Source organism: Kitasatospora sp. NPDC127111 (assembly GCF_042677465.1).
In the GTDB taxonomy this organism is placed as follows: Bacteria; Actinomycetota; Actinomycetes; order Streptomycetales; family Streptomycetaceae; genus Kitasatospora.
On record NZ_JBHXTG010000001.1, the window covers coordinates 34,061 to 51,720 of the forward strand.

Genomic DNA, 17,660 nt, shown 5'->3' on the forward strand with positions numbered 1-17,660 from the left:
ACCTGCTCGACACGTTGCTGCGCTGCGTCGCCACGCTCGTCGTCTTCCTCACCTTCCCCCTGGTCATCGGCCAGACCGAGCACAAGGTGATGGCGCACATGCAGGGCCGGCTCGGCCCGATGTACGCCGGCGGCTTCCACGGCTGGGCGCAGCTGGTCGCCGACGGCGTGAAGTTCGCGCAGAAGGAGGACATCGTCCCGGCCGGCGCGGACCGGCGGGTCTTCCAGCTGGCGCCCGCCGTCTCGCTGCTGCCCTATCTGTTCGTGCTGCTGGCGATCCCGGTCGGCCCGGACGGCTTCGTCGGCCAGGCCGTGGACGCCGGCCTCTTCTTCGTGCTCGCCGTGATGGGCGTCGGCGTGATCGGCAAGCTGATGGCCGGCTGGGCCTCGGCGAACAAGTTCTCGCTGCTCGGCGGTCTGCGCACGGCCGCGCAGCTGATGTCGTACGAGCTGCCGATGGTGCTCGCCGCCGCCTCGGTGGCGATGGCCGCCGGGACGCTCTCGCTGCCCGGGATCGTGGACGCCTGGGAGTGGTACTGGATCCCGTGGCAGGTCATCGGCGCGTTCGTCTTCTTCACGGCCGGCCTGGCCGAGCTGCAGCGTCCGCCGTTCGACATGCCGGTGGCCGACTCGGAGATCATCTTCGGCGCGTACACCGAGTACACCGGCCTGCGCTTCGCGCTCTTCCTGCTCTCCGAGTACGCGGGCATCCTGGTGGTGTCCGGGCTGACCGCGGTGCTCTTCCTGGGCGGCTGGCACGGCCCGATGCCGGACGAGCTCGGCTGGCTGTGGACGGTCCTGAAGACCCTCGCGCTGGCCTTCGTGGTGATCTGGCTGCGGGTGACCTACCCGCGGCTGCGCGAGGACCAGCTGATGAAGTTCGCGTGGACCGTGCTGATCCCGCTCGCCCTCGTCCAGCTCGCCCTCACCGGTGTCATCAAGGTGGCGATCTCATGAGTTTTCCCGGCTCCGGCCTGGCCAAGGGCCTGGCCGTGACCCTGCGGACGATGACGAAGAAGAGCATCACCGCGCAGTACCCCGAGGTCCAGCCCGCGCTGCCGCCGCGTTCGCGCGGCGTGATCGCGCTGCTGGAGGAGAACTGCACGGTCTGCATGCTCTGCGCCCGCGAGTGCCCGGACTGGTGCATCTACATCGACTCCCACAAGGAGACGCTGCCGGCCGCCGACCCGAACGCGCGCGCCCGCACCCGCAACGTGCTGGACCGGTTCGCCATCGACTTCTCGCTCTGCATGTACTGCGGGATCTGCATCGAGGTGTGCCCGTTCGACGCGCTGTTCTGGTCGCCGGAGTTCGAGTACGCGGAGACCGACATCCTGGAGCTGACCCACGAGCGGGAGAAGCTCCGCGAGTGGATGTGGACCGTCCCGGCGCCGCCGGCCCTGGACCCGGCGGCCGAGGAACCGAAGGAGATCGCCACCGCCCGCAAGGCGGCGGACAAGCTGGCGGCGGCCGCGGCGAAGGCGGCCGAGGAGGAGGGTGACGCGGAGTGAGTGCCACCCTGCTCGCCGCGACCGGGTCGCTGGACCCGGCCGCGCGCTCGTTCCTCTCCCCGACCGGGGCCGAGATCGTCTTCCTGCTGGTCGGCATCGCCGTGCTCGGCTCGGCGGTCGTCGCCGTCACCACCCGGCAGCTGGTGCACGCCGCGCTCTGGCTGGTCGCCGCGCTCGGCGGGCTGGCGGTGGAGTTCCTGCTGCTCACCGCCGAGTTCATCGCCTGGGTGCAGGTGCTGATCTACCTCGGCTCGGTGGTCGTGCTGGTGCTCTTCGGGCTGATGCTCACCAAGGCGCCGATCGGGCGCTCGCCGGATGCCGACTCGAAGAACCGCTGGGTCGCCCTGGTGGTCGCGCTGGCCTCGGCCGGCACCCTGGTCACCCTGGTCGTGGACGCCTTCCGGACGTCCTGGATCGACCTCGGTGCGGGCGGCGGCTCGGCGGCGGTGACCGGCGCCAGCCTGTTCCGCACCTGGGTGCTGCCCTTCGAGGCGCTCTCGGTGCTGCTGCTGGCCGCGCTGGTCGGCGCGATCGTGCTGTCGCGCGGGACGGGACGGCGGGTGCCGGCGCCCCGGGCCGGGCGGATCCGGGCCGGCCGGCCGGTGGGCTCCAACGGGACGGTCGCCGCGACCGTGCCGAAGCCCGCCCCCGACGCCGGGGCCTCCGCGACGACTTCCGAGCAGGAGAGCTGATGCACCTCGCCTACCCCGCCGTGCTCGCCGCGCTGCTGTTCAGCGTCGGCGTCTACGGCGTGCTCGCCCGGCGCAACGTCATCCTGGTGCTGATGTCCGTCGAGCTGATGCTCAACGCCGTCAACCTCAACCTCGTCGCCTTCGACGCCTGGCTGCGGGACTCCCTGCACGCCGGCCAGGCGCTCACCCTGTTCACCATCACCATCGCCGCCGCCGAGATCGGTCTCGGGCTCGCCATCGTCCTGCTGCTGTTCCGGGCCCGGGGCACCGCGGACGTCGACAAGGTCACCGCGCTCGGGGACCCGGCCGAGTCCGCCGCCGAGGAGACGCCGGCCGGAGCCGAGGCGCTGAAGGGCCAGGCCGCCGCATGAACCTCGCCCTCCCCGTCCTCGTCCCCGCGCTGCCCGCGCTCGGCGCGGCCGCCACCCTGGCCACCGGCCGGAAGGCGCCCGGCCCGGCCCGGCCGCTGGCGGTCGTGCCGGTCGCCGTCTCGGCGGTGCTCGCCCTGGTCGTCGCCCTCCAGCTCGGCACCGGCCAGGTCCTGGACACCGCCACCCGGCTCACCCCGACCGGCGGCCCCGAGATCGCGCTGGGCTTCTTCCTGGACGGCTACAGCTCGCTGATCTCCGTCCTGGTCGGCGTGGTCGCCACCTGCGTGCAGGTGTACTCGACCGCCTACCTCAAGGACGACCCGCGCTACCCCTCGTACGCGGCGCTGGTCTCGCTGTTCACGGCGGCGATGTTCCTGGTCGTCTACTCGGGCGACCTGATCGTGCTGCTGGTCGGCTGGGAGGTCATGGGCATCTGCTCGTACTTCCTGATCGGCCACCACTGGGAGACCGCCGACGCCCGCTCGGCCTCGCTGAAGGCCTTCCTGGTCACCAAGCTCGGCGACGTGCCGTTCCTGTTCGGCCTCTTCCTGCTCGGCGCCGACGCCGGCAGCTTCCGGATCCCGGACGTGCTGGCCGCCGCCACCGACGGGCGGATCGGCCACCCGACGCTGGTCGCGCTGCTGCTGCTCGCCGGCGTGGCCGGCAAGAGCGCGCAGTTCCCGCTGCACACCTGGCTCCCGGACGCGATGGCCGGCCCCACACCGGTGTCCGCGCTGATCCACGCCGCCACCATGGTCGCGGCCGGCATCTACCTCGTCGCCCGGCTGCTGCCGGTCTTCCTGCTGTCGGGTGCGGCGCTCGTGGTGCTGGCGGTGATGGCCGCCGTGACGATGATCGGATCGGCGCTCTGCGCGCTCGCCCAGGACGACCTCAAGCGGGTGCTCGCGTACTCGACCGTCGGCCAGCTCGGCTACATGGCCGGCGCACTGGCCAGCGGCGACCGCGAGGCGTCCGTCTTCCACCTGGTCAGCCACGGCGCGTTCAAGGCGCTGCTGTTCCTCGCGGCCGGCGTGGTGATCCACGCCGCGCACACCAACTCGATCTCCGCGATGTCCCGGATGCCCGGGCTGCGCAGGCGCGTCCCGGACGCCTACTGGACGATGGGCATCGGCCTCGTCGCCCTGATCGGGCTGCCGCCGTTCTCCGGCTTCTTCAGCAAGGAGGCGGTGCTGACCGCCGCCGAGCACGCCGCCAACGGCGAGGCGCTGACCAACGGCGTCGGCCCGGCCTCGGCCGTCCCGCAGGCCGCCGGGTGGATCGTGCTGATCTCGGCCGCGCTCACCGCGCTGCTCACGGCGGCGTACGCGGCCCGGCTGTTCCTGGTGGCGTTCCACAGCCCGGCGGCCGGGGTGGCCGGTCCGGCGGTCGGTGCCGCCGCCGGCCCGGAACCGCTGGACCACGAGGCCGACGCGCCGTACTCGCCCGAGGTCGACGAGGCCGACCCGGCCACCGCCGAACCGCCCGCGATGCGCTGGCCGCTCTGGGTGCTGGCGATCCCGACCATGGGCTTCGGCGTCGTCGGCGTGCGCTCGGACTGGCTGCCCGCGCTGCTGGACGGCGGCTCGCTGCGCCCCTCGGGCGTCACCGCCGTGACGGGCACCGCTCTCGCCGTGGTCGGCGCGCTGCTCGCCTACGGGGCCTGGCGCTCCGCCACCGCGCGGCTCGGCGCCGGCCGCCCCGCCCCCGCGGCGCCGGGCAGGGTCCCCGAGCAGGCCGGAGCCCCGGCCGCCGAAGTGATCGTCGCCGACCCCGGGCGCACCCTGCTCGGGCCGCTGTTCGGCCCGGCCCGGCACGGCTTCGGCGTCGACCGGCTGTACAGCGCGCTGTTCGTCCGCCCGGTGGCCGCCGCCGCGCAGCTGGTCCGCTTCCTCGACCGCGAGGTCGTGGAGACGTACGTGCGCGGCAGCGGGGTCGGCGCCAACCTGCTCGGCCGGGCCGTCCGGCTCGCGCAGACCGGCAACGTGCAGACCTACCTCAGCGCACTGCTCGCCGGCGTCGTCCTGCTGGCCGTCCTGGTGGCGGTGTAGCCGGATGCCGCACCCCGCCCAGCTGGTCCCCCCGATGTCCACCGCAGCCCGCACCGCCCGTAGGAGCCCCCGATGAACGCGGTCCTCATCGCCCTCCTGATGCTGCCGCTGGCCGGTGCCGCGCTCACCCTGGCGCCGGTGTTCGGCCCCGACGCGGCCGCCGCCGACCGGCGCGCGCTGCGGCTGAACACCGTCGTCACCGGCGCCGTGCTCGCGCTGACCGTCGTCCTGGCGGCCGGCTTCGACCACGACGAGCCCGGCCGGATGCAGGCCACCACCGACGTGTCCTGGATCCCCGCCATCGGCGTGCGCTTCCACCTCGGCGTGGACGGCATCTCGCTCCCGCTGATCGTGCTGACCTCGCTGCTCACCTTCCTCTGCGCGCTGTACTCGGAGAAGCGGCTGCCGTCGGGGGACGGCGTGCCGACGGCGAAGGCCTTCGTGGGCCTGTTCCTCCTCCTGGAGGTGGGCATGCTCGCCACCTTCGCGGTGCTGGACCTGGTGCTGTTCTTCCTGGCCTTCGAGGTCGTGCTGATCCCGATGTACTTCCTGATCGCCCGCTGGGGGAGCGGCGCGAAGGTGCCGGCCGCCAACCGGTTCATCCTGTACACGCTGCTCGGCTCGGCCGTGATGCTGCTCGGCTTCCTGCTGGTCGGCAGCAAGGCGGGCACCTTCGACATGCAGGCCCTGGCCGCCGCGCACGGCGACGGCCTGAGCCACACCACCCAGGTGATCGCCGCGCTGGCGATCATGGTCGGGCTCGCGGTCAAGGCCCCCGCCTGGCCGCTGCACAGCTGGCTCCCGGACGCGCACACGGCGGCCCCGACGGTCGGCTCCGTCCTGCTCGCCGGCGTGCTGCTGAAGATGGGCACGTACGGTCTGGTCCGCGTCCTCCTCCCGGTCGTCCCCGACGGCACCGCGACGCTCGCCCCCTACCTGGGCGCGTTCGCCGCCGTCGGCATCGTCTACGGCTCGCTGGCCTGCCTGGCGCTGTCCCGCCCCGGATCCAAGGGCGACCTCAAGCGCCTGATCGCGTACTCCTCCGTCGGTCACATGGGCTTCGTCCTGCTGGGCATCGCCTCCCTCACCGCGGTGGGCGTCAACGGCGCGCTGTTCGCCAACATCGCCCACGGTCTGATCACCGGTCTGCTCTTCTTCGTGGTGGGCGCGCTCAAGGACCGCTACGGCACGGCCGACCTCGACACCCTGGCCGGCTCCACCGGCGCCGCCCTCTACGGGCGGGCACCGCGGATCGGCGCCCTGCTCGCCTTCGCCGCCGTCGCCAGCCTCGGGCTGCCCGGGCTGGCCGGCTTCTGGGGCGAGCTGCTCGCGATGTTCGGCGCGTTCGACCCGGCCGACGGCCTCTCGCGGCCCGCGTTCGTCACCTACATGGTCCTGGCCGGTCTCGGCACCCTCCTCACCGCCGCGTACCTGCTGGTCGTGGTCAAGCGCGTCTGCATGGGCGACCCGAAGCAGCACGCCCCGGTGGCCGAGCTCGCCGACCTGCGCCCGTACGAGGCGGTCAGCTGGACGCCGCTGGCCGCCCTCACCCTGCTCGCGGGCCTGTGGCCCGCCCTCCTGCTCGGTCTCTCCGACCCCGCCGTCCAGCACCTCCTCGGGGGTGGCTGATCATGCTCGGCACCACGCTCGGACCTCACACCACGGGGCAGCCCACTGTGACCTCCCTCGCCGTCGCCAACCCGGGCAGCCTGATCCAGTCCGTGGACTGGGCGGCGATCGCGCCCCCGCTGATCGCCGCACTGGCCGCCCTCGCGGTGCTGGTCCTCGACCTCTTCCTGCCCGCGCGCCACAAGAAGGTGCTCGGCGCCCTGACCGCGGCCGGACTCGCCCTCGCGCTCATCTCGCTCCTCCCGCTCACCGGAGGCTCACCCCGAGCCACCTTCTGTGCGCAGAACGTAACAGGCGTCACCGACAACGCGGGCTGCTCCTACGTCGCCGACCACTTCGCCCTGGTCTTCCAGCTGATCGCGCTCGGCGGCGCGCTGATCGCCGCGCTGCTCTCGATGCACACCGTCGACGGCGCGGCGTCGAACAGCGGCTCCGCCGCGGGGCTGCCCGCCGGCGAGTACTGGTTCCTGCTGCTCTCCAGCGCCACCGGCGCCGCCCTGCTGCCCGCCTCCCGCGACCTCGCCACCCTGGTGATCGCGCTGGAGGTGGCCTCGCTGCCGGCCTTCGCGCTGGTCGCGCTGCGCCGGGACGGCCGGGGCGCCGAGGCCGCGCTGAAGTTCTTCCTCTCCTCGGTCACCGCGACCGCGGTGATGCTGCTCGGCGTGGGCTTCGTCTACGCCGCGAGCGGCAGCCTGCACCTGGGCGCGGTCGCCGAGGGCCTGGAGCACGCGCCGGCCCAGCTGAAGCCGCTGGCCGAGGCCGGCGCGGTGCTCACCCTGGTCGGCTTCGCCTTCAAGGTCGCGGCCGTGCCGTTCCACTTCTGGGTGCCCGACACCTACACCGGCGCCCCGCTGCCGGTGGCCGGCTACCTCTCGGTGGTCGGGAAGGCGGCCGGCCTGTCCGGTCTGGCGCTGGCCACCACGATCGCCTTCCGCCCGTACGCGCACACCTGGGGCCTGGTGCTCGCGGTGCTGGCCGCCGTCACCATGACGGCCGGCAACGTCGGTGCGCTGCGGCAGCGCTTCGACACCCGGTACAGCGCGGTGCGGCTGCTCGCCTGGTCGTCGGTCGGTCAGGCCGGGTACCTGCTGGTGCCGCTCGCCGCCGCCGGCTACGCGCCGACGGGCACCGATCCGCTGGGCGCCACCGCCGCGTACGCGCTGATCTACGGCGTGGTGAACCTGGGCGCCTTCGGGGTGGTCGCCGCGGTCGGCCGGAAGGCCGGGACCAGCGTGGACGACTTCCGCGGCCTGTTCGCCCGGCGCCGCTGGACGGCCCTGGCGCTCGCCTTCTTCCTGCTCTGCCTGGCCGGGCTGCCGCCGGGCGTGGTCGGCCTGTTCGGCAAGGTGGTGGTCTTCCAGGCCGCGGTCGACTCCGGGCTGGGCTGGCTGGCGGTCGTGATGGCGGTCAATGTGGTCATCGCGCTGTACTACTACCTGCTCTGGACGGCGCGGCTGTTCGCTCCGGCCGGGGCGGAGCCGGCGGCCACCGCGGGCGCCGAGCACCGGCTGCCCGCCTCGCTCACGGCGACCCTGGGGCTCACCGCCGCCGCGGCCGTGGTGCTCTCGGTGGCCCCGCAGCTGGTCCTCCAGGTGGTGGCCGGCACCCTGTTCTGAGCCCGGCGGTGCGGCCCTCCCCGGGGGCCGCCGGGCCCGGCCTCCCCGGGACGGCGGCGGTCGGGCGGCGCCGGCGCGGTGCCGGTGTCACGGTGGTCACAAGGGAACAAGGCCGACGGCCCCGCCCGTTGAGCGGGCAGAGGGACGAGGCAGAGAGGGCTTCCCCGCCGCACCATTGGAGGGCCTGCCGTGCACCGCCGGCACAACGGACTGAGGACCGCAGCACTGCTCGGCGGCCTCTCGGCGCTGATCCTGGTGATCGGCAGCTTCTTCGGCCGCACCGGCTTCGTGATCGCCCTGCTGGTCGCGCTCGCGACCAACGCCTACGCCTACTGGAACAGCGACAAGCTCGCCCTGCGCGCGATGCGGGCCCGGCCGGTCAGCGAGATCGAGGCGCCGCGGCTGTACCGGATCGTGCGCGAGCTCTCCACCTCCGCCCGGCAGCCGATGCCCCGCCTCTACATCTCGCCCACCCCGGCGCCGAACGCCTTCGCCACCGGCCGCAACCCGCGCAACGCGGCCGTCTGCTGCACCGACGGCATCCTGCAACTGCTGGACGAGCGCGAGCTGCGGGGCGTGATCGGCCACGAGCTGAGCCACGTCTACAACCGGGACATCCTGATCTCCTCGGTCGCCGGGGCGCTCGCCTCGGTGGTGATGTTCCTGGTGAACTTCGCCTGGCTGATCCCGTTCGGGCGGAGCGACGACGACGAGGGGCCGGGGCTGTTCGGGCTGCTCGCGATCATGATCCTCGGGCCGATCGCCGCCTCGCTGATCCAACTGGCCGTCAGCCGCTCCCGCGAGTACCAGGCCGACGCCGACGGCGCCCGGATCACCGGCGACCCGCTGGCCCTGGCGAGCGCCCTGCGGAAGCTGGAGGTCGGCACCCGGCAGCTGCCGCTGCCGCCCGAGCCGCAGCTCCAGACGGCCAGTCACATGATGATCGCCAGCCCGTTCCGGCCCGGCGAGGCCGGGGCGAAGCTGTTCTCCACGCACCCGCCGATGGCCGAGCGGATCGCCCGCCTGGAGCGGATGGCGGGCTACCGGCGCTGAGCCGGCGCCACCGCGGGCGTCAACCCGCGACCTCCTCGTACGCCCGGCGGAGCCGGTGGACGCCCTCGGCCAGCTGGGTGGGGTTCTCGGCGGCGGCGTAGCTGAGGCGCAGGTGGGGGGCCGGGGGCTCGGCGGCGTGGTACGGGCCGCCGGGGGTGACCTGGACGCCGGCGCGCAGGGCGGCCGCGGTGAGGGCGCCGTCGTCGAGGCCGTCCGGGAGGCGGAGCCACAGGTGGTAGCCGCCGGGGCGGTGGGTGCCGAGCAGCCCGGGGAGTTCGCGCCGCAGGGCGGCGACGGCGGTGGTGCGGCGGGTGCGCAGTTCGGCGCCGAGGGTGCGCAGGTGGCGGGCCCACCCGGGGTCGGCGACGAGCTCCAGCGTGGCCTCCTGGAGCGGCCGGGGCACGAAGAAGCTGTCCACCACCTGGGTGGCGCGCAGGCGGGCGAGGGCCGGGCCGCGCGCGGTGAGGGCGCCGATCCGCAGGTTGGGCGAGGCGGCCTTGGTGAGCGAGCGCAGGTGCACCACGACCCCGTCCTGGTCCTCGGCGGCGAGCGGGCGCGGCAGCACGGGGGCGTCCGCGTGGACGAGCAGCCGGGCGAAGTCGTCCTCGACGACGAAGGCGCCGGCCGTCCGGGCGATCCGCAGCACCTCCGCGCGCCGGGACGGCGAGAGCACCGCGCCGGTCGGGTTCTGGAACAGCGGCTGGCAGACGAAGACCCGGGCCCGGGTGGCATCGAAGGCCGCGGCCAGCAGATCGGTGCGGACGCCGTCGGCGTCGACCGGGACGGGGACGGGCCGCAGCCCCGCCGCCCGGACGACCGCCAGGATGCCCGGGTACGTCGGCGACTCCACCAGGACGGGCGTGCCGGGCGCGGCGAGCGAGCGCATCGCCACGGTGAGCCCGCTCTGCCCGCCGGAGGTGATGAGGACGTCCCCGGCGCCGATCGGCCCGCTGGGCCCGCCGATGTCGCGGGCGAACCAGCCGCGGAGCTCGGTGAGGCCGTCGGTGGGCGGCCGGTCCCAGGCGCCGGGGCGGCGGCCGGCCCGGGCGAGGGCGGCGGCCAGCAGGCGCTCGGGCAGCAGCGAGGCGTGCGGGTAGCCGCTGTTGAGGTCGATGACGTCGGGCGGCGGCACCCGGAGGGTGGCGAAGACCGGGGCGGCCAGCAGGTCACGCGGGCCGGAGTCGGCGCTCAGGGCGATCTCCTGCCAGGAGAGGTCGCCCGGGCGGGGCGCGGGCGGGGCGACCGCGGGGGAGCCGCCCGCGAAGGCCGCCGCCCGGAACACGCCGGCGCCGGGCCGGGAGACCACCAGCCCCTCCGCCACGAGCACCGCGATGGCCCGGGAGACCGTCACCGGGCTGACCTGGTGGCGCTCCATCAGCGCCCGGCTGGACGGCAGCTTCCGTCCTTCCGGATAGCGCTCCACTTCCCGGCGCAGGCTTTCGGCGAGTTCGGCCACGCTGCTACGCTCGTTCATGACGGCACAAGATAGCGCTATCCGGCCCGCGACGATAGCGGCGCAGACGACCAGCCCCGTACCCGGTACCCCCGCCGCCTCCGGCGCCGGCCGGTCCGGCACCACCCTGGCCGCGCTCGGCGTCCTCTCCTTCTCGTTCAGCTTCCCCGCCACCGCCTGGGCCCTGACCGGCTTCGGCCCCTGGGCGGCGACCGGGCTGCGCGGCGTACTGGCCGGGCTGCTGGCCGCCGGCTGCCTGGCCGCGGCCCGCGTCCCGCTCCCCGCGCGGCGGTACTGGCCCGGGCTGCTGGTGGTCGCGGCCGGCTGCGTGCTCGGCTTCCCGTTGCTGACCACGCTCGCGCTGCGGACCTCCTCGACGGCGCACTCGGCCGTCGTCATCGGCGTGCTGCCGCTCGCCACGGCCGCGTTCTCGGCGCTGCGCACCGGCCGCCGCCCGTCCCGGACCTTCTGGGGCGCGGCGCTGGCCGGCGCGGCGGCGGTGCTCGCGTTCACCCTGCTGCAGAGCCACGGGCGGCCGACCGGCGCGGACCTCTACCTGTTCGCCGCGCTGCTGGTGTGCGCGGCCGGGTACGCGGAGGGCGGGCGGCTCTCCAGGGAGCTCCCGGGCTGGCAGGTGATCGGCTGGGCGGCGGTGGCGGCGCTGCCGGTGACCGGGCTGACCGTGCTGCTCGCGCTGCCCGCCGAGCCGGTGCACCTCGGCGCGAAGGCGCTGGCCGGGCTGGCGTACACGGCGGTGGTCTCGCAGTTCGGCGGGTTCGTGGTCTGGTACCGGGGGATGGCGGCGATCGGGGTGCCGCGGGCCAGTCAGCTCCAGCTGGCACAGCCGCTGCTGACGCTGCTCTGGTCGGTGCTGCTGCTGGGCGAGGAGCTGCCGGCGGCGGCTCCGGTCACGGCGGTGGCGGTGCTGGTCTGCATCGCGGTCACCCAGCGGGCCCGCAGCTGAGGACGGCGGCCGGGCCCGCGGCCGAGGGCGGGGACGCTGCGGCGGGCGGGGACGCTGCCGCGGGCGGCCCGACGGCGGACGACGGGTCGTGCCCGCCCCCCGGACGCGGGGGACGGGCGCGAGCGGCGGGGCGTGACGGTCCGGGCCGGACCGTCACCAGGCCGGTTGCGGGTGGTAGACGCAGAGCGCCCAGATGATGAAGACGTCCATCGCGATCACGATGATCGACCAGAACGGGTAGTACGGCAGCGCCAGGAAGTTCTCCAGGATGCTGACCGCGACGATGACGACACCCGCCCAGCGGGCCCAGTTCTTGCCCAGCAGGAGGAAGACACCGACCAGGGCCACCACCGCGCCGATGATCAGGTGGATCCAGCCCCAGCCGGTGAGGTCGAAGCGGAAGACGTAGCGGGGCGTGGAGACGAAGACGTCGTCGTCGGCGATCGCCATGATGCCGCGGAAGGCCTCGATGCAGCCGTTGATCAGCATGAGGACGCCGGCGAAGACCACGAACCCGGGGGCCCAGTCGCTGAACCGGTTGTGGGAGGCCGGCGGTGGTGGTGCCCCGGTGCCGGAACGCCAGGGCGGCGGTTGGTCGGGGCTGGGAGACGCGGTGCTCATGACTCCTCCTGAGCCGTAGCCGGGCCCGGGGGCGAAGGCGCCGCGGGCCGAACGGACGTACGGGAAAGGCGTGTGGACTTCGACCGTCCACCGGTGCCGGGGGGCGGGCAATCCGGCCGCGCCTGTTCGGGTGACGGGCCCCGCGCGCCGCCGGGCCGTGCGGCCGGTGCCTGGTAGTGGTGGGGCGACCACTGTCCGGGCCCGGTCCGTCCGCCTCGGCGGGCCGCCCGCCGCCCGGCCCGAGCACGGAAGGCGCGCTGCGTGACTCTTCTGCCGAAGGACGTCGTGGAGCAGGCCCCGCACCCGTCGCGCACGCCCCGGCTGGACCGTCGGCGGGCGGCCGCCCGCCGACGGCGCGGCCGGGCCCTGGTGGGCTGGCTGACCACCACCGACCACAAGCGGATCGGCACCCTCTACATCACCACCGCGTTCCTGTTCTTCCTGGCCGGCGGCCTGATGGCGATGCTGCTGCGGATCGAGCTGGCCCGACCCGGGATGCAGCTGCTCTCCAACGAGACCTTCAACCAGCTCTTCACCATGCACGGCACGATCATGCTGCTGATGTTCGCGACGCCGCTGTTCGCCGGGTTCGCCAACTGGATCATGCCGCTGCAGATCGGGGCGCCCGACGTGGCCTTCCCCCGGCTCAACGCGCTCGCGTACTGGCTCTACCTGTTCGGCTCGCTGATCGCGGTGTACGGCTTCCTCACCCCGGACGGCGCGGCCGACTTCGGCTGGTTCGCCTACGCGCCGCTGAACAGCGCCGAGTACAGCCCGGGCCTCGGCGCCGACCTGTGGATCATGGGCCTGGCCTTCTCCGGCTTCGGCACCATCCTGGGCTCGGTCAACTTCATCACCACGATCATCTGCTTCCGCGCGCCCGGGATGACGCTGTTCCGGATGCCGATCTTCGTCTGGAACATCCTGCTCACCGCGGTGCTGGTGCTGTTCGCCTTCCCGGTGCTGGCGGCCGCGCTGCTCTGCCTGGAGTCGGACCGCCGGTTCGGCTCGCACGTCTTCGACGCGGCGAACGGCGGCGCGATGCTCTGGCAGCACCTGTTCTGGTTCTTCGGCCACCCCGAGGTGTACATCATCGCGCTGCCGTTCTTCGGCATCGTCACCGAGATCATCCCGGTCTTCAGCCGCAAGCCGGTCTTCGGCTACTCCGGCCTGATCGCGGCCACGATCGCCATCACCGGCCTGTCGATCACGGTCTGGGCGCACCACATGTTCGTCACCGGGCAGGCGCTGCTGCCGTTCTTCTCGATCATGACGATGCTGATCGCGGTGCCGACCGGCGTGAAGTTCTTCAACTGGATCGGCACCATGTGGCGGGGCTCGCTGAGCTTCGAGACGCCGATGCTCTGGACGATCGGCTTCCTGGTCACCTTCCTGCTCGGCGGGCTGACCGGGGTGCTGCTGGCCGCGCCGCCGGTCGACTTCCACGTCTCCGACTCGTACTTCGTGGTCGCCCACTTCCACTACGTGGTGTTCGGGACGGTGGTGTTCGCGATGTTCGCCGGATTCCACTTCTGGTGGCCCAAGTTCACCGGACGGATGCTCGACGAGCGGCTCGGGCGGATCCACTTCTGGACGCTCTTCGTCGGCTTCCACGCGACCTTCCTGGTGCAGCACTGGCTGGGGGCCGAGGGCATGCCCCGCCGGTACGCCGACTACCTGGCCTCGGACGGGTTCACCACGCTCAACACCGTCTCCAGCATCGGCTCGTTCCTGCTGGGGATCTCCACGCTGCCGTTCCTCTACAACGTCTGGCGCACCGCCAGGTACGGGGAGAGGGTGACGGCCGACGACCCGTGGGGCTACGGGCGGTCGCTGGAGTGGGCCACCTCCTGTCCGCCGCCCCGGCACAACTTCGTCACCTTGCCGCGGATCCGCTCCGAGTCCCCGGCGTTCGACCTGCACCACCCAGCGATCGCGGAGCTGGACCGGCGGCACAACGCGCGCGAGCCGTCGGCCTGAGCACGGATCCCCGGCCGCGCGGGCGCGAACGGCCGGGCCGTGCACCGGTTCTTTACCTGCTCGTTAGGATGGCGGTCATGGCAGAGGACACCAACTCCCCGACGGCCGGGGACCCGCGCGCCCGGCGGCGCGGCCAGGGCGAACTGGAGGCGCAGGTGCTCGCGGTGCTCCAGCGCGCGCCCGGCCCGGCCACGGCCGGCTGGGTGCAGGAGCGGCTGGACGGCGACCTCGCGTACACCACCGTGATGACCATCCTCTCCCGTCTGCACGCCAAGAACGCCGTCTCCAGGACGCGTTCCGGCCGCGCCTACCTGTGGCAGGCCGACTCCGACGCCGCCGGACTGGCGGCCCTGCGGATGCGCCGGATGCTCGACGGCGAGCCGGACCGGGACGCGGTGCTGGCCAGCTTCGTCACCGCCCTGCTCCCGCACGACGAGGAGCTGCTGCGGGCGCTGCTGGACAGCGCCGCCGAACCCTCGACGCCCGACCGCCAGAACTGAACCCGAGAACCGCACCGTGGGCGTCTTCGTCTTCCTCCCGCTCGTCCTGCCGCTGACCGCGGTACCGATCGCCCGCCTCGCCGAGCAGCACCTGCACCCGCGCGGAACGGCCCGGCTGCTGACCGTGATCAGCGCGGTGATGGCGCTGTGCAGCGCCGTCTGCCTGGGGCTGACCGGCGTGGTGGGCACCGCCCAGATCCCGGGCAACCCGCTGCCCGACAGCTGGTCCGACCCGGAGGTGCGGGCGGCGCTGCCCTGCCACGAGACGGTCGGGACGGCGGCGATCTGCCTGCTGGCGGCGGTGGCGGTGGCCGGGCTGCGCACGGTGCTGCGGCACCTGCGGGTCCGGGCCCGGGCCCGGCGGGCGCTCGGCCGCGACCTGCTGGACCCCCGCCGGCCCGACGCCGACGTGGCGGTGCTGCCCGACGACACCGCGTACGCCTACGCGCTGCCCGGCACCCCCGGGCGGGTCGTCGTCTCCACCGGCATGCTGGCCGGGCTGGCCGCCGACGAACGCGAGGCGCTGCTCGCCCACGAGCGCGCGCACCTGGCCCACCGGCACCACCGCTACCTGCTGGTCACCCAACTCGCCGGCTGCGTCAACCCGTTCCTGCGGCCGCTGCAGCACGCCGTGGCGTACAGCGCGGAGCGCTGGGCGGACGAGGAGTCGGCCCGGGCGGTCGGCGACCGGCGGATCACGGCCCGCGCGGTGGCCCGGGCGGCGCTGGTCTCGCACCGGGCCCCGGCGCCCGGGTTCGCCGCCTTCGCCGCGCCGGCCGCCGCACCGGGCCCGGTGCCGCGGCGGGTGGCCGCGCTGCTCGGGCCCGTCCCGGCCGAGCGGAACTGGCCGCCGGCGCACACCCCGGCGGGTCTGGCCGCGATGGTGGCGGCGATCGGCACGGCGGCGTCGGCGCTCTGCGCGCTCAACGCGGCGGTGGCGCTGCTGCTGGTGCTGAAGGCGGTCACGCCGCTGTAACGCTCCGGCGCCGCAAGGATGATGACGGTCAGTCGGCGCGCGGCCGCTGCTACGGTGGAGGCCCTCTGGCGGTCCGACTCACGGGCGGGTGTCGATGGTTGAGGTCTACCGGGCCTACCGGGCAGCAGTGGCCGACGTCTGGCGCGACTGGTGGGCGACCTGGCCGCTGACCGAGCCGGTCGGGCTCGGCGACGTGCTGCTCGCCCAGGGCGACGCGGTGCGCAGCGCCGGGACCCTGGCCGACCGCGGCGTCGCCGTGGAACCGGGCCGGCCCGGCCGCCGGGGCGACTACACCTACGACGCGGCCGGCGGGGTGGAGCTGCGCTTCAAGGCCGCGGGCGCCACCGACCCGGCCTTCTCCTCGGTCGCGGCGGCCGAGGCCGGGGCGCTGGTCCGGTTCGGGGCGGGCTCCGGGGTGCTGGTCGTCTACCGGGGGATCACCACCCGGGGCCTGGCCGACACGCGCCGGCTGGCCGGGGAGCTGGTCCGCCAGTACGCGCTCGGGCGTTGGGAGCGCGAACTGCTGGCGGTGACGGAGGCCGCCCGGGCCGAGTCCGGCACCGTGCTGGTGGCCGCCGGGGGTGAGGCCGCGGCCGAGCTCTCGATCACGGCCGCCGCCGGGGCCGGGGCGCCGGGGCTGGCCGATCTCGCGGGCGGGGTGGCGCTGGCCGCGTCCCGCAACCTCGGCCTGCGGTGGGTCTCCGGGCCGGTGACGCCGTTCTACCGGGTGGTGCGACTGCGCGAGCGCTGGCTGCGGGGGGTCGAGGCCGAGTACGGGCCGGTGCAGCCCGGGCGGGGGCTGGCCGGGGCGTCCGTCCCGCCGCTGCTGCTGGAGGAGGCCGCGGAGGACCCGCGCGCCGTCCTGGAGGCCGTCGGCCCGGCGGAGCCCGGGCCGCTGCCCGCCGCGGGCTGAGCATGGCGCCGGAGCCGGCCGAGCGCCGGCGGGCGGAGCGCCGGCGGGCGCTGGCCGGGCTGCGCGCCGACGCCGAGCACTGGCGGCTGCTCACCCGGCCCGGCGCCTCGCTGCCCGGGCACGGCAGCCAGGTGGACGCGGTCCTGGCCATGCTCGCCCCGGCCGTCGCCCGCGCGGAGGCGGCGATCGAGGAGGGCGCGGGCGGGACGGGTGCGGACGGGGTGCTGGTGCTCGTCCAGGACCTCTTCCACGTCTGGGACTTCTTCCGCAACAAATTGACGCTACGTCAGACCCGTGCCCATCGGCGCTGGTTGGAGGCGGCGGACGAGCTGGCCTGGGCCGTGTACCGGCCCGCCCTGGACGCGGCGGCCGGCCGGATGCCGCCCCGCGAGCCGCCGTTGACGGGCTTCGGCCGGGCGGTCGCGCCGCTCGCCCACCGTCGCGGCGAGCAGTACCGCGAACTGCTGCCGCGCGGCGGCGTCCACACCCGGGCCGGGCGGGACCTGGTGGCCCGGCTGCCGTTCCCGGTGATCGACGTGCCCTGGTGGTACCAGGGGCACCTGCCCGCCGTGCTGACCGTCGCGCACGAGGCCGGACACCACTTGGAGGACGACTTCGGGCTCACCGGCGAACTCGCCGCCCGGATCGCCGGCGCCGGCCTGCCGGGCGACCGGGCCGCGCACTGGGCCCGCTGGGCGGGGGAGGTGTTCGCCGACGCCTGCGGGGCGCTGGCCTGCGGGGCCGCCTTCGCGGACGTCCTGGAGGACCGGCTGGCCGGGCTGCCGGACGACGGTGGCGAGGGCCCGCACCCGCCGCCGGCGCTGCGCGTCGCGTTCTGCCGCCTGGTCGCCGGCGGCGGGCCCGCGCCCGGCCCGGGGGCGGGGGAGCCGGCCGCGGTGGCCGCGGCGCTGCTGACCGAGGGCTATCCGCAGTTCGGCGGGCTCCGGCTGGACGAGGTGATCGGGCCGGCCCCGGGCGACGCCGACGAGGGCGCCGCGCGGCTGCTGGCGGGCCGGTCCAGCGGCGGTGCGACGGTGGGCGGGGTGCTCGCCGCCGCCGCCACCGCGTTCCGCCGGGACCCGGCCGGTCACCTGCGGGCGAGGGTGGACGAGCGGGTGCTCACCGAGGTGCTCGCCCTGCGCCCGGACACCGCGCGGTCGGCCGGCCGGGCCGGGAGCGCGGACGCCCCGGAGCGCGACGCGGCGGCCGGCCGGGCGCTGCTCGCGGCCCTCGGGTTCTAGCCCGTCTTCGAACTCCCGCCTGCCGGGCGGACGGCGGGAGTTCGAAGACGGGCCCCGGGGGCGCAGGGATTGGCCGAAAGCGGGCCGTCGCGC

The 17,660-nt window shown here is 74.7% G+C and carries 16 protein-coding genes; 14 read left to right on the plus strand and 2 right to left on the minus strand.

Annotated features, from left to right (window positions below; all coding sequences use genetic code 11):
• The first annotated feature begins 2 nt into the window (after window positions 1-2).
• The 8 genes from nuoH to htpX all read left to right on the plus strand — a co-directional run bounded on the left by nuoH (window position 3) and on the right by htpX (window position 8,919).
• Window positions 3-956: an NADH-quinone oxidoreductase subunit NuoH gene (nuoH, locus tag ACFVHB_RS00210; RefSeq protein ID WP_380314251.1), complete on the plus strand. Its 954-nt coding sequence runs from the start codon at window positions 3-5 to the stop codon at window positions 954-956.
• Window positions 953-1,510, plus strand: coding sequence for an NADH-quinone oxidoreductase subunit I (locus ACFVHB_RS00215; RefSeq protein WP_360190153.1), 558 nt, complete (start codon window positions 953-955; stop codon window positions 1,508-1,510). The genes nuoH and ACFVHB_RS00215 overlap by 4 nt, the downstream gene beginning before the upstream one ends.
• A complete protein-coding gene (locus ACFVHB_RS00220) occupies window positions 1,507-2,202 on the plus strand; it encodes an NADH-quinone oxidoreductase subunit J (protein WP_380313976.1) in 696 nt (231 codons plus the stop codon). The genes ACFVHB_RS00215 and ACFVHB_RS00220 overlap by 4 nt, the downstream gene beginning before the upstream one ends.
• Window positions 2,202-2,573: an NADH-quinone oxidoreductase subunit NuoK gene (nuoK, locus tag ACFVHB_RS00225; RefSeq protein ID WP_380313977.1), complete on the plus strand. Its 372-nt coding sequence runs from the start codon at window positions 2,202-2,204 to the stop codon at window positions 2,571-2,573. The genes ACFVHB_RS00220 and nuoK overlap by 1 nt, the downstream gene beginning before the upstream one ends.
• A complete protein-coding gene (locus tag ACFVHB_RS00230) occupies window positions 2,570-4,621 on the plus strand; it encodes an NADH-quinone oxidoreductase subunit L (protein WP_380313978.1) in 2,052 nt (683 codons plus the stop codon). Before nuoK ends, ACFVHB_RS00230 begins: the two co-directional genes overlap by 4 nt.
• Window positions 4,622-4,693: 72 nt before the next feature.
• Window positions 4,694-6,250, plus strand: coding sequence for a NuoM family protein (locus tag ACFVHB_RS00235; RefSeq protein ID WP_380313979.1), 1,557 nt, complete (start codon window positions 4,694-4,696; stop codon window positions 6,248-6,250).
• A 2-nt stretch (window positions 6,251-6,252) separates the two neighbouring features.
• A complete protein-coding gene (locus ACFVHB_RS00240; protein WP_380313980.1) occupies window positions 6,253-7,866 on the plus strand; it encodes an NADH-quinone oxidoreductase subunit N in 1,614 nt (537 codons plus the stop codon).
• Between the two features lie 189 nt (window positions 7,867-8,055).
• Window positions 8,056-8,919, plus strand: coding sequence for a zinc metalloprotease HtpX (htpX, locus tag ACFVHB_RS00245; RefSeq protein WP_380313981.1), 864 nt, complete (start codon window positions 8,056-8,058; stop codon window positions 8,917-8,919).
• Between the two features lie 19 nt (window positions 8,920-8,938).
• Here htpX and ACFVHB_RS00250 read toward each other — a convergent pair whose 3' ends face one another.
• Complete coding sequence (locus tag ACFVHB_RS00250) at window positions 8,939-10,393, minus strand: PLP-dependent aminotransferase family protein (protein ID WP_380313982.1); 1,455 nt, start codon at window positions 10,391-10,393, stop codon at window positions 8,939-8,941.
• On the opposite strand from ACFVHB_RS00250, the gene ACFVHB_RS00255 reads away from it, so the two are divergent.
• Complete coding sequence (locus ACFVHB_RS00255) at window positions 10,392-11,336, plus strand: DMT family transporter (RefSeq protein ID WP_380313983.1); 945 nt, start codon at window positions 10,392-10,394, stop codon at window positions 11,334-11,336. The two genes, ACFVHB_RS00250 and ACFVHB_RS00255, sit on opposite strands and share 2 nt — an antisense overlap.
• 153 nt (window positions 11,337-11,489) lie before the next feature.
• Here the strand turns inward: ACFVHB_RS00255 and ACFVHB_RS00260 are convergent, their stop codons facing one another.
• Entirely contained in the window at window positions 11,490-11,957 is a 468-nt protein-coding gene (locus tag ACFVHB_RS00260) for a hypothetical protein (RefSeq protein WP_380313984.1), read from the minus strand.
• 321 nt (window positions 11,958-12,278) lie between these two features.
• Here ACFVHB_RS00260 and ctaD point away from each other — a divergent pair, with 321 nt between their 5' ends.
• The 5 genes from ctaD (at window position 12,279) to ACFVHB_RS00285 (ending at window position 17,567) form a co-directional block, all read left to right on the plus strand.
• A complete protein-coding gene (gene ctaD / locus ACFVHB_RS00265; protein ID WP_380314252.1) occupies window positions 12,279-13,937 on the plus strand; it encodes a cytochrome c oxidase subunit I in 1,659 nt (552 codons plus the stop codon).
• A gap of 77 nt (window positions 13,938-14,014) precedes the next feature.
• Entirely contained in the window at window positions 14,015-14,437 is a 423-nt protein-coding gene (locus tag ACFVHB_RS00270; protein WP_380313985.1) for a BlaI/MecI/CopY family transcriptional regulator, read from the plus strand.
• 16 nt (window positions 14,438-14,453) lie between these two features.
• Entirely contained in the window at window positions 14,454-15,413 is a 960-nt protein-coding gene (locus ACFVHB_RS00275) for a M56 family metallopeptidase (protein WP_380313986.1), read from the plus strand.
• Between the two features lie 88 nt (window positions 15,414-15,501).
• Window positions 15,502-16,326: a hypothetical protein gene (locus ACFVHB_RS00280; RefSeq protein WP_380313987.1), complete on the plus strand. Its 825-nt coding sequence runs from the start codon at window positions 15,502-15,504 to the stop codon at window positions 16,324-16,326.
• Between the two features lie 2 nt (window positions 16,327-16,328).
• On the plus strand, window positions 16,329-17,567 hold the full coding sequence (locus ACFVHB_RS00285) for a hypothetical protein (protein ID WP_380313988.1): 1,239 nt from the start codon (window positions 16,329-16,331) through the stop codon (window positions 17,565-17,567).
• Window positions 17,568-17,660 lie beyond the last annotated feature (93 nt).

Coding starts and splice junctions, on each gene's coding strand:
- ACFVHB_RS00240 (WP_380313980.1), top strand. CDS start 6,253: ATGCTCGGCACCACGCTCGGACCTCACACCACGGGGCAGCCCACTGTG.
- ACFVHB_RS00250 (WP_380313982.1), bottom strand. CDS start 10,393: ATGAACGAGCGTAGCAGCGTGGCCGAACTCGCCGAAAGCCTGCGCCGG.
- ACFVHB_RS00260 (WP_380313984.1), bottom strand. CDS start 11,957: ATGAGCACCGCGTCTCCCAGCCCCGACCAACCGCCGCCCTGGCGTTCC.
- ACFVHB_RS00215 (WP_360190153.1), top strand. CDS start 953: ATGAGTTTTCCCGGCTCCGGCCTGGCCAAGGGCCTGGCCGTGACCCTG.
- ACFVHB_RS00270 (WP_380313985.1), top strand. CDS start 14,015: ATGGCAGAGGACACCAACTCCCCGACGGCCGGGGACCCGCGCGCCCGG.
- nuoK (WP_380313977.1), top strand. CDS start 2,202: ATGCACCTCGCCTACCCCGCCGTGCTCGCCGCGCTGCTGTTCAGCGTC.
- ACFVHB_RS00285 (WP_380313988.1), top strand. CDS start 16,329: ATGGCGCCGGAGCCGGCCGAGCGCCGGCGGGCGGAGCGCCGGCGGGCG.
- ACFVHB_RS00235 (WP_380313979.1), top strand. CDS start 4,694: ATGAACGCGGTCCTCATCGCCCTCCTGATGCTGCCGCTGGCCGGTGCC.
- ACFVHB_RS00230 (WP_380313978.1), top strand. CDS start 2,570: ATGAACCTCGCCCTCCCCGTCCTCGTCCCCGCGCTGCCCGCGCTCGGC.
- ACFVHB_RS00255 (WP_380313983.1), top strand. CDS start 10,392: ATGACGGCACAAGATAGCGCTATCCGGCCCGCGACGATAGCGGCGCAG.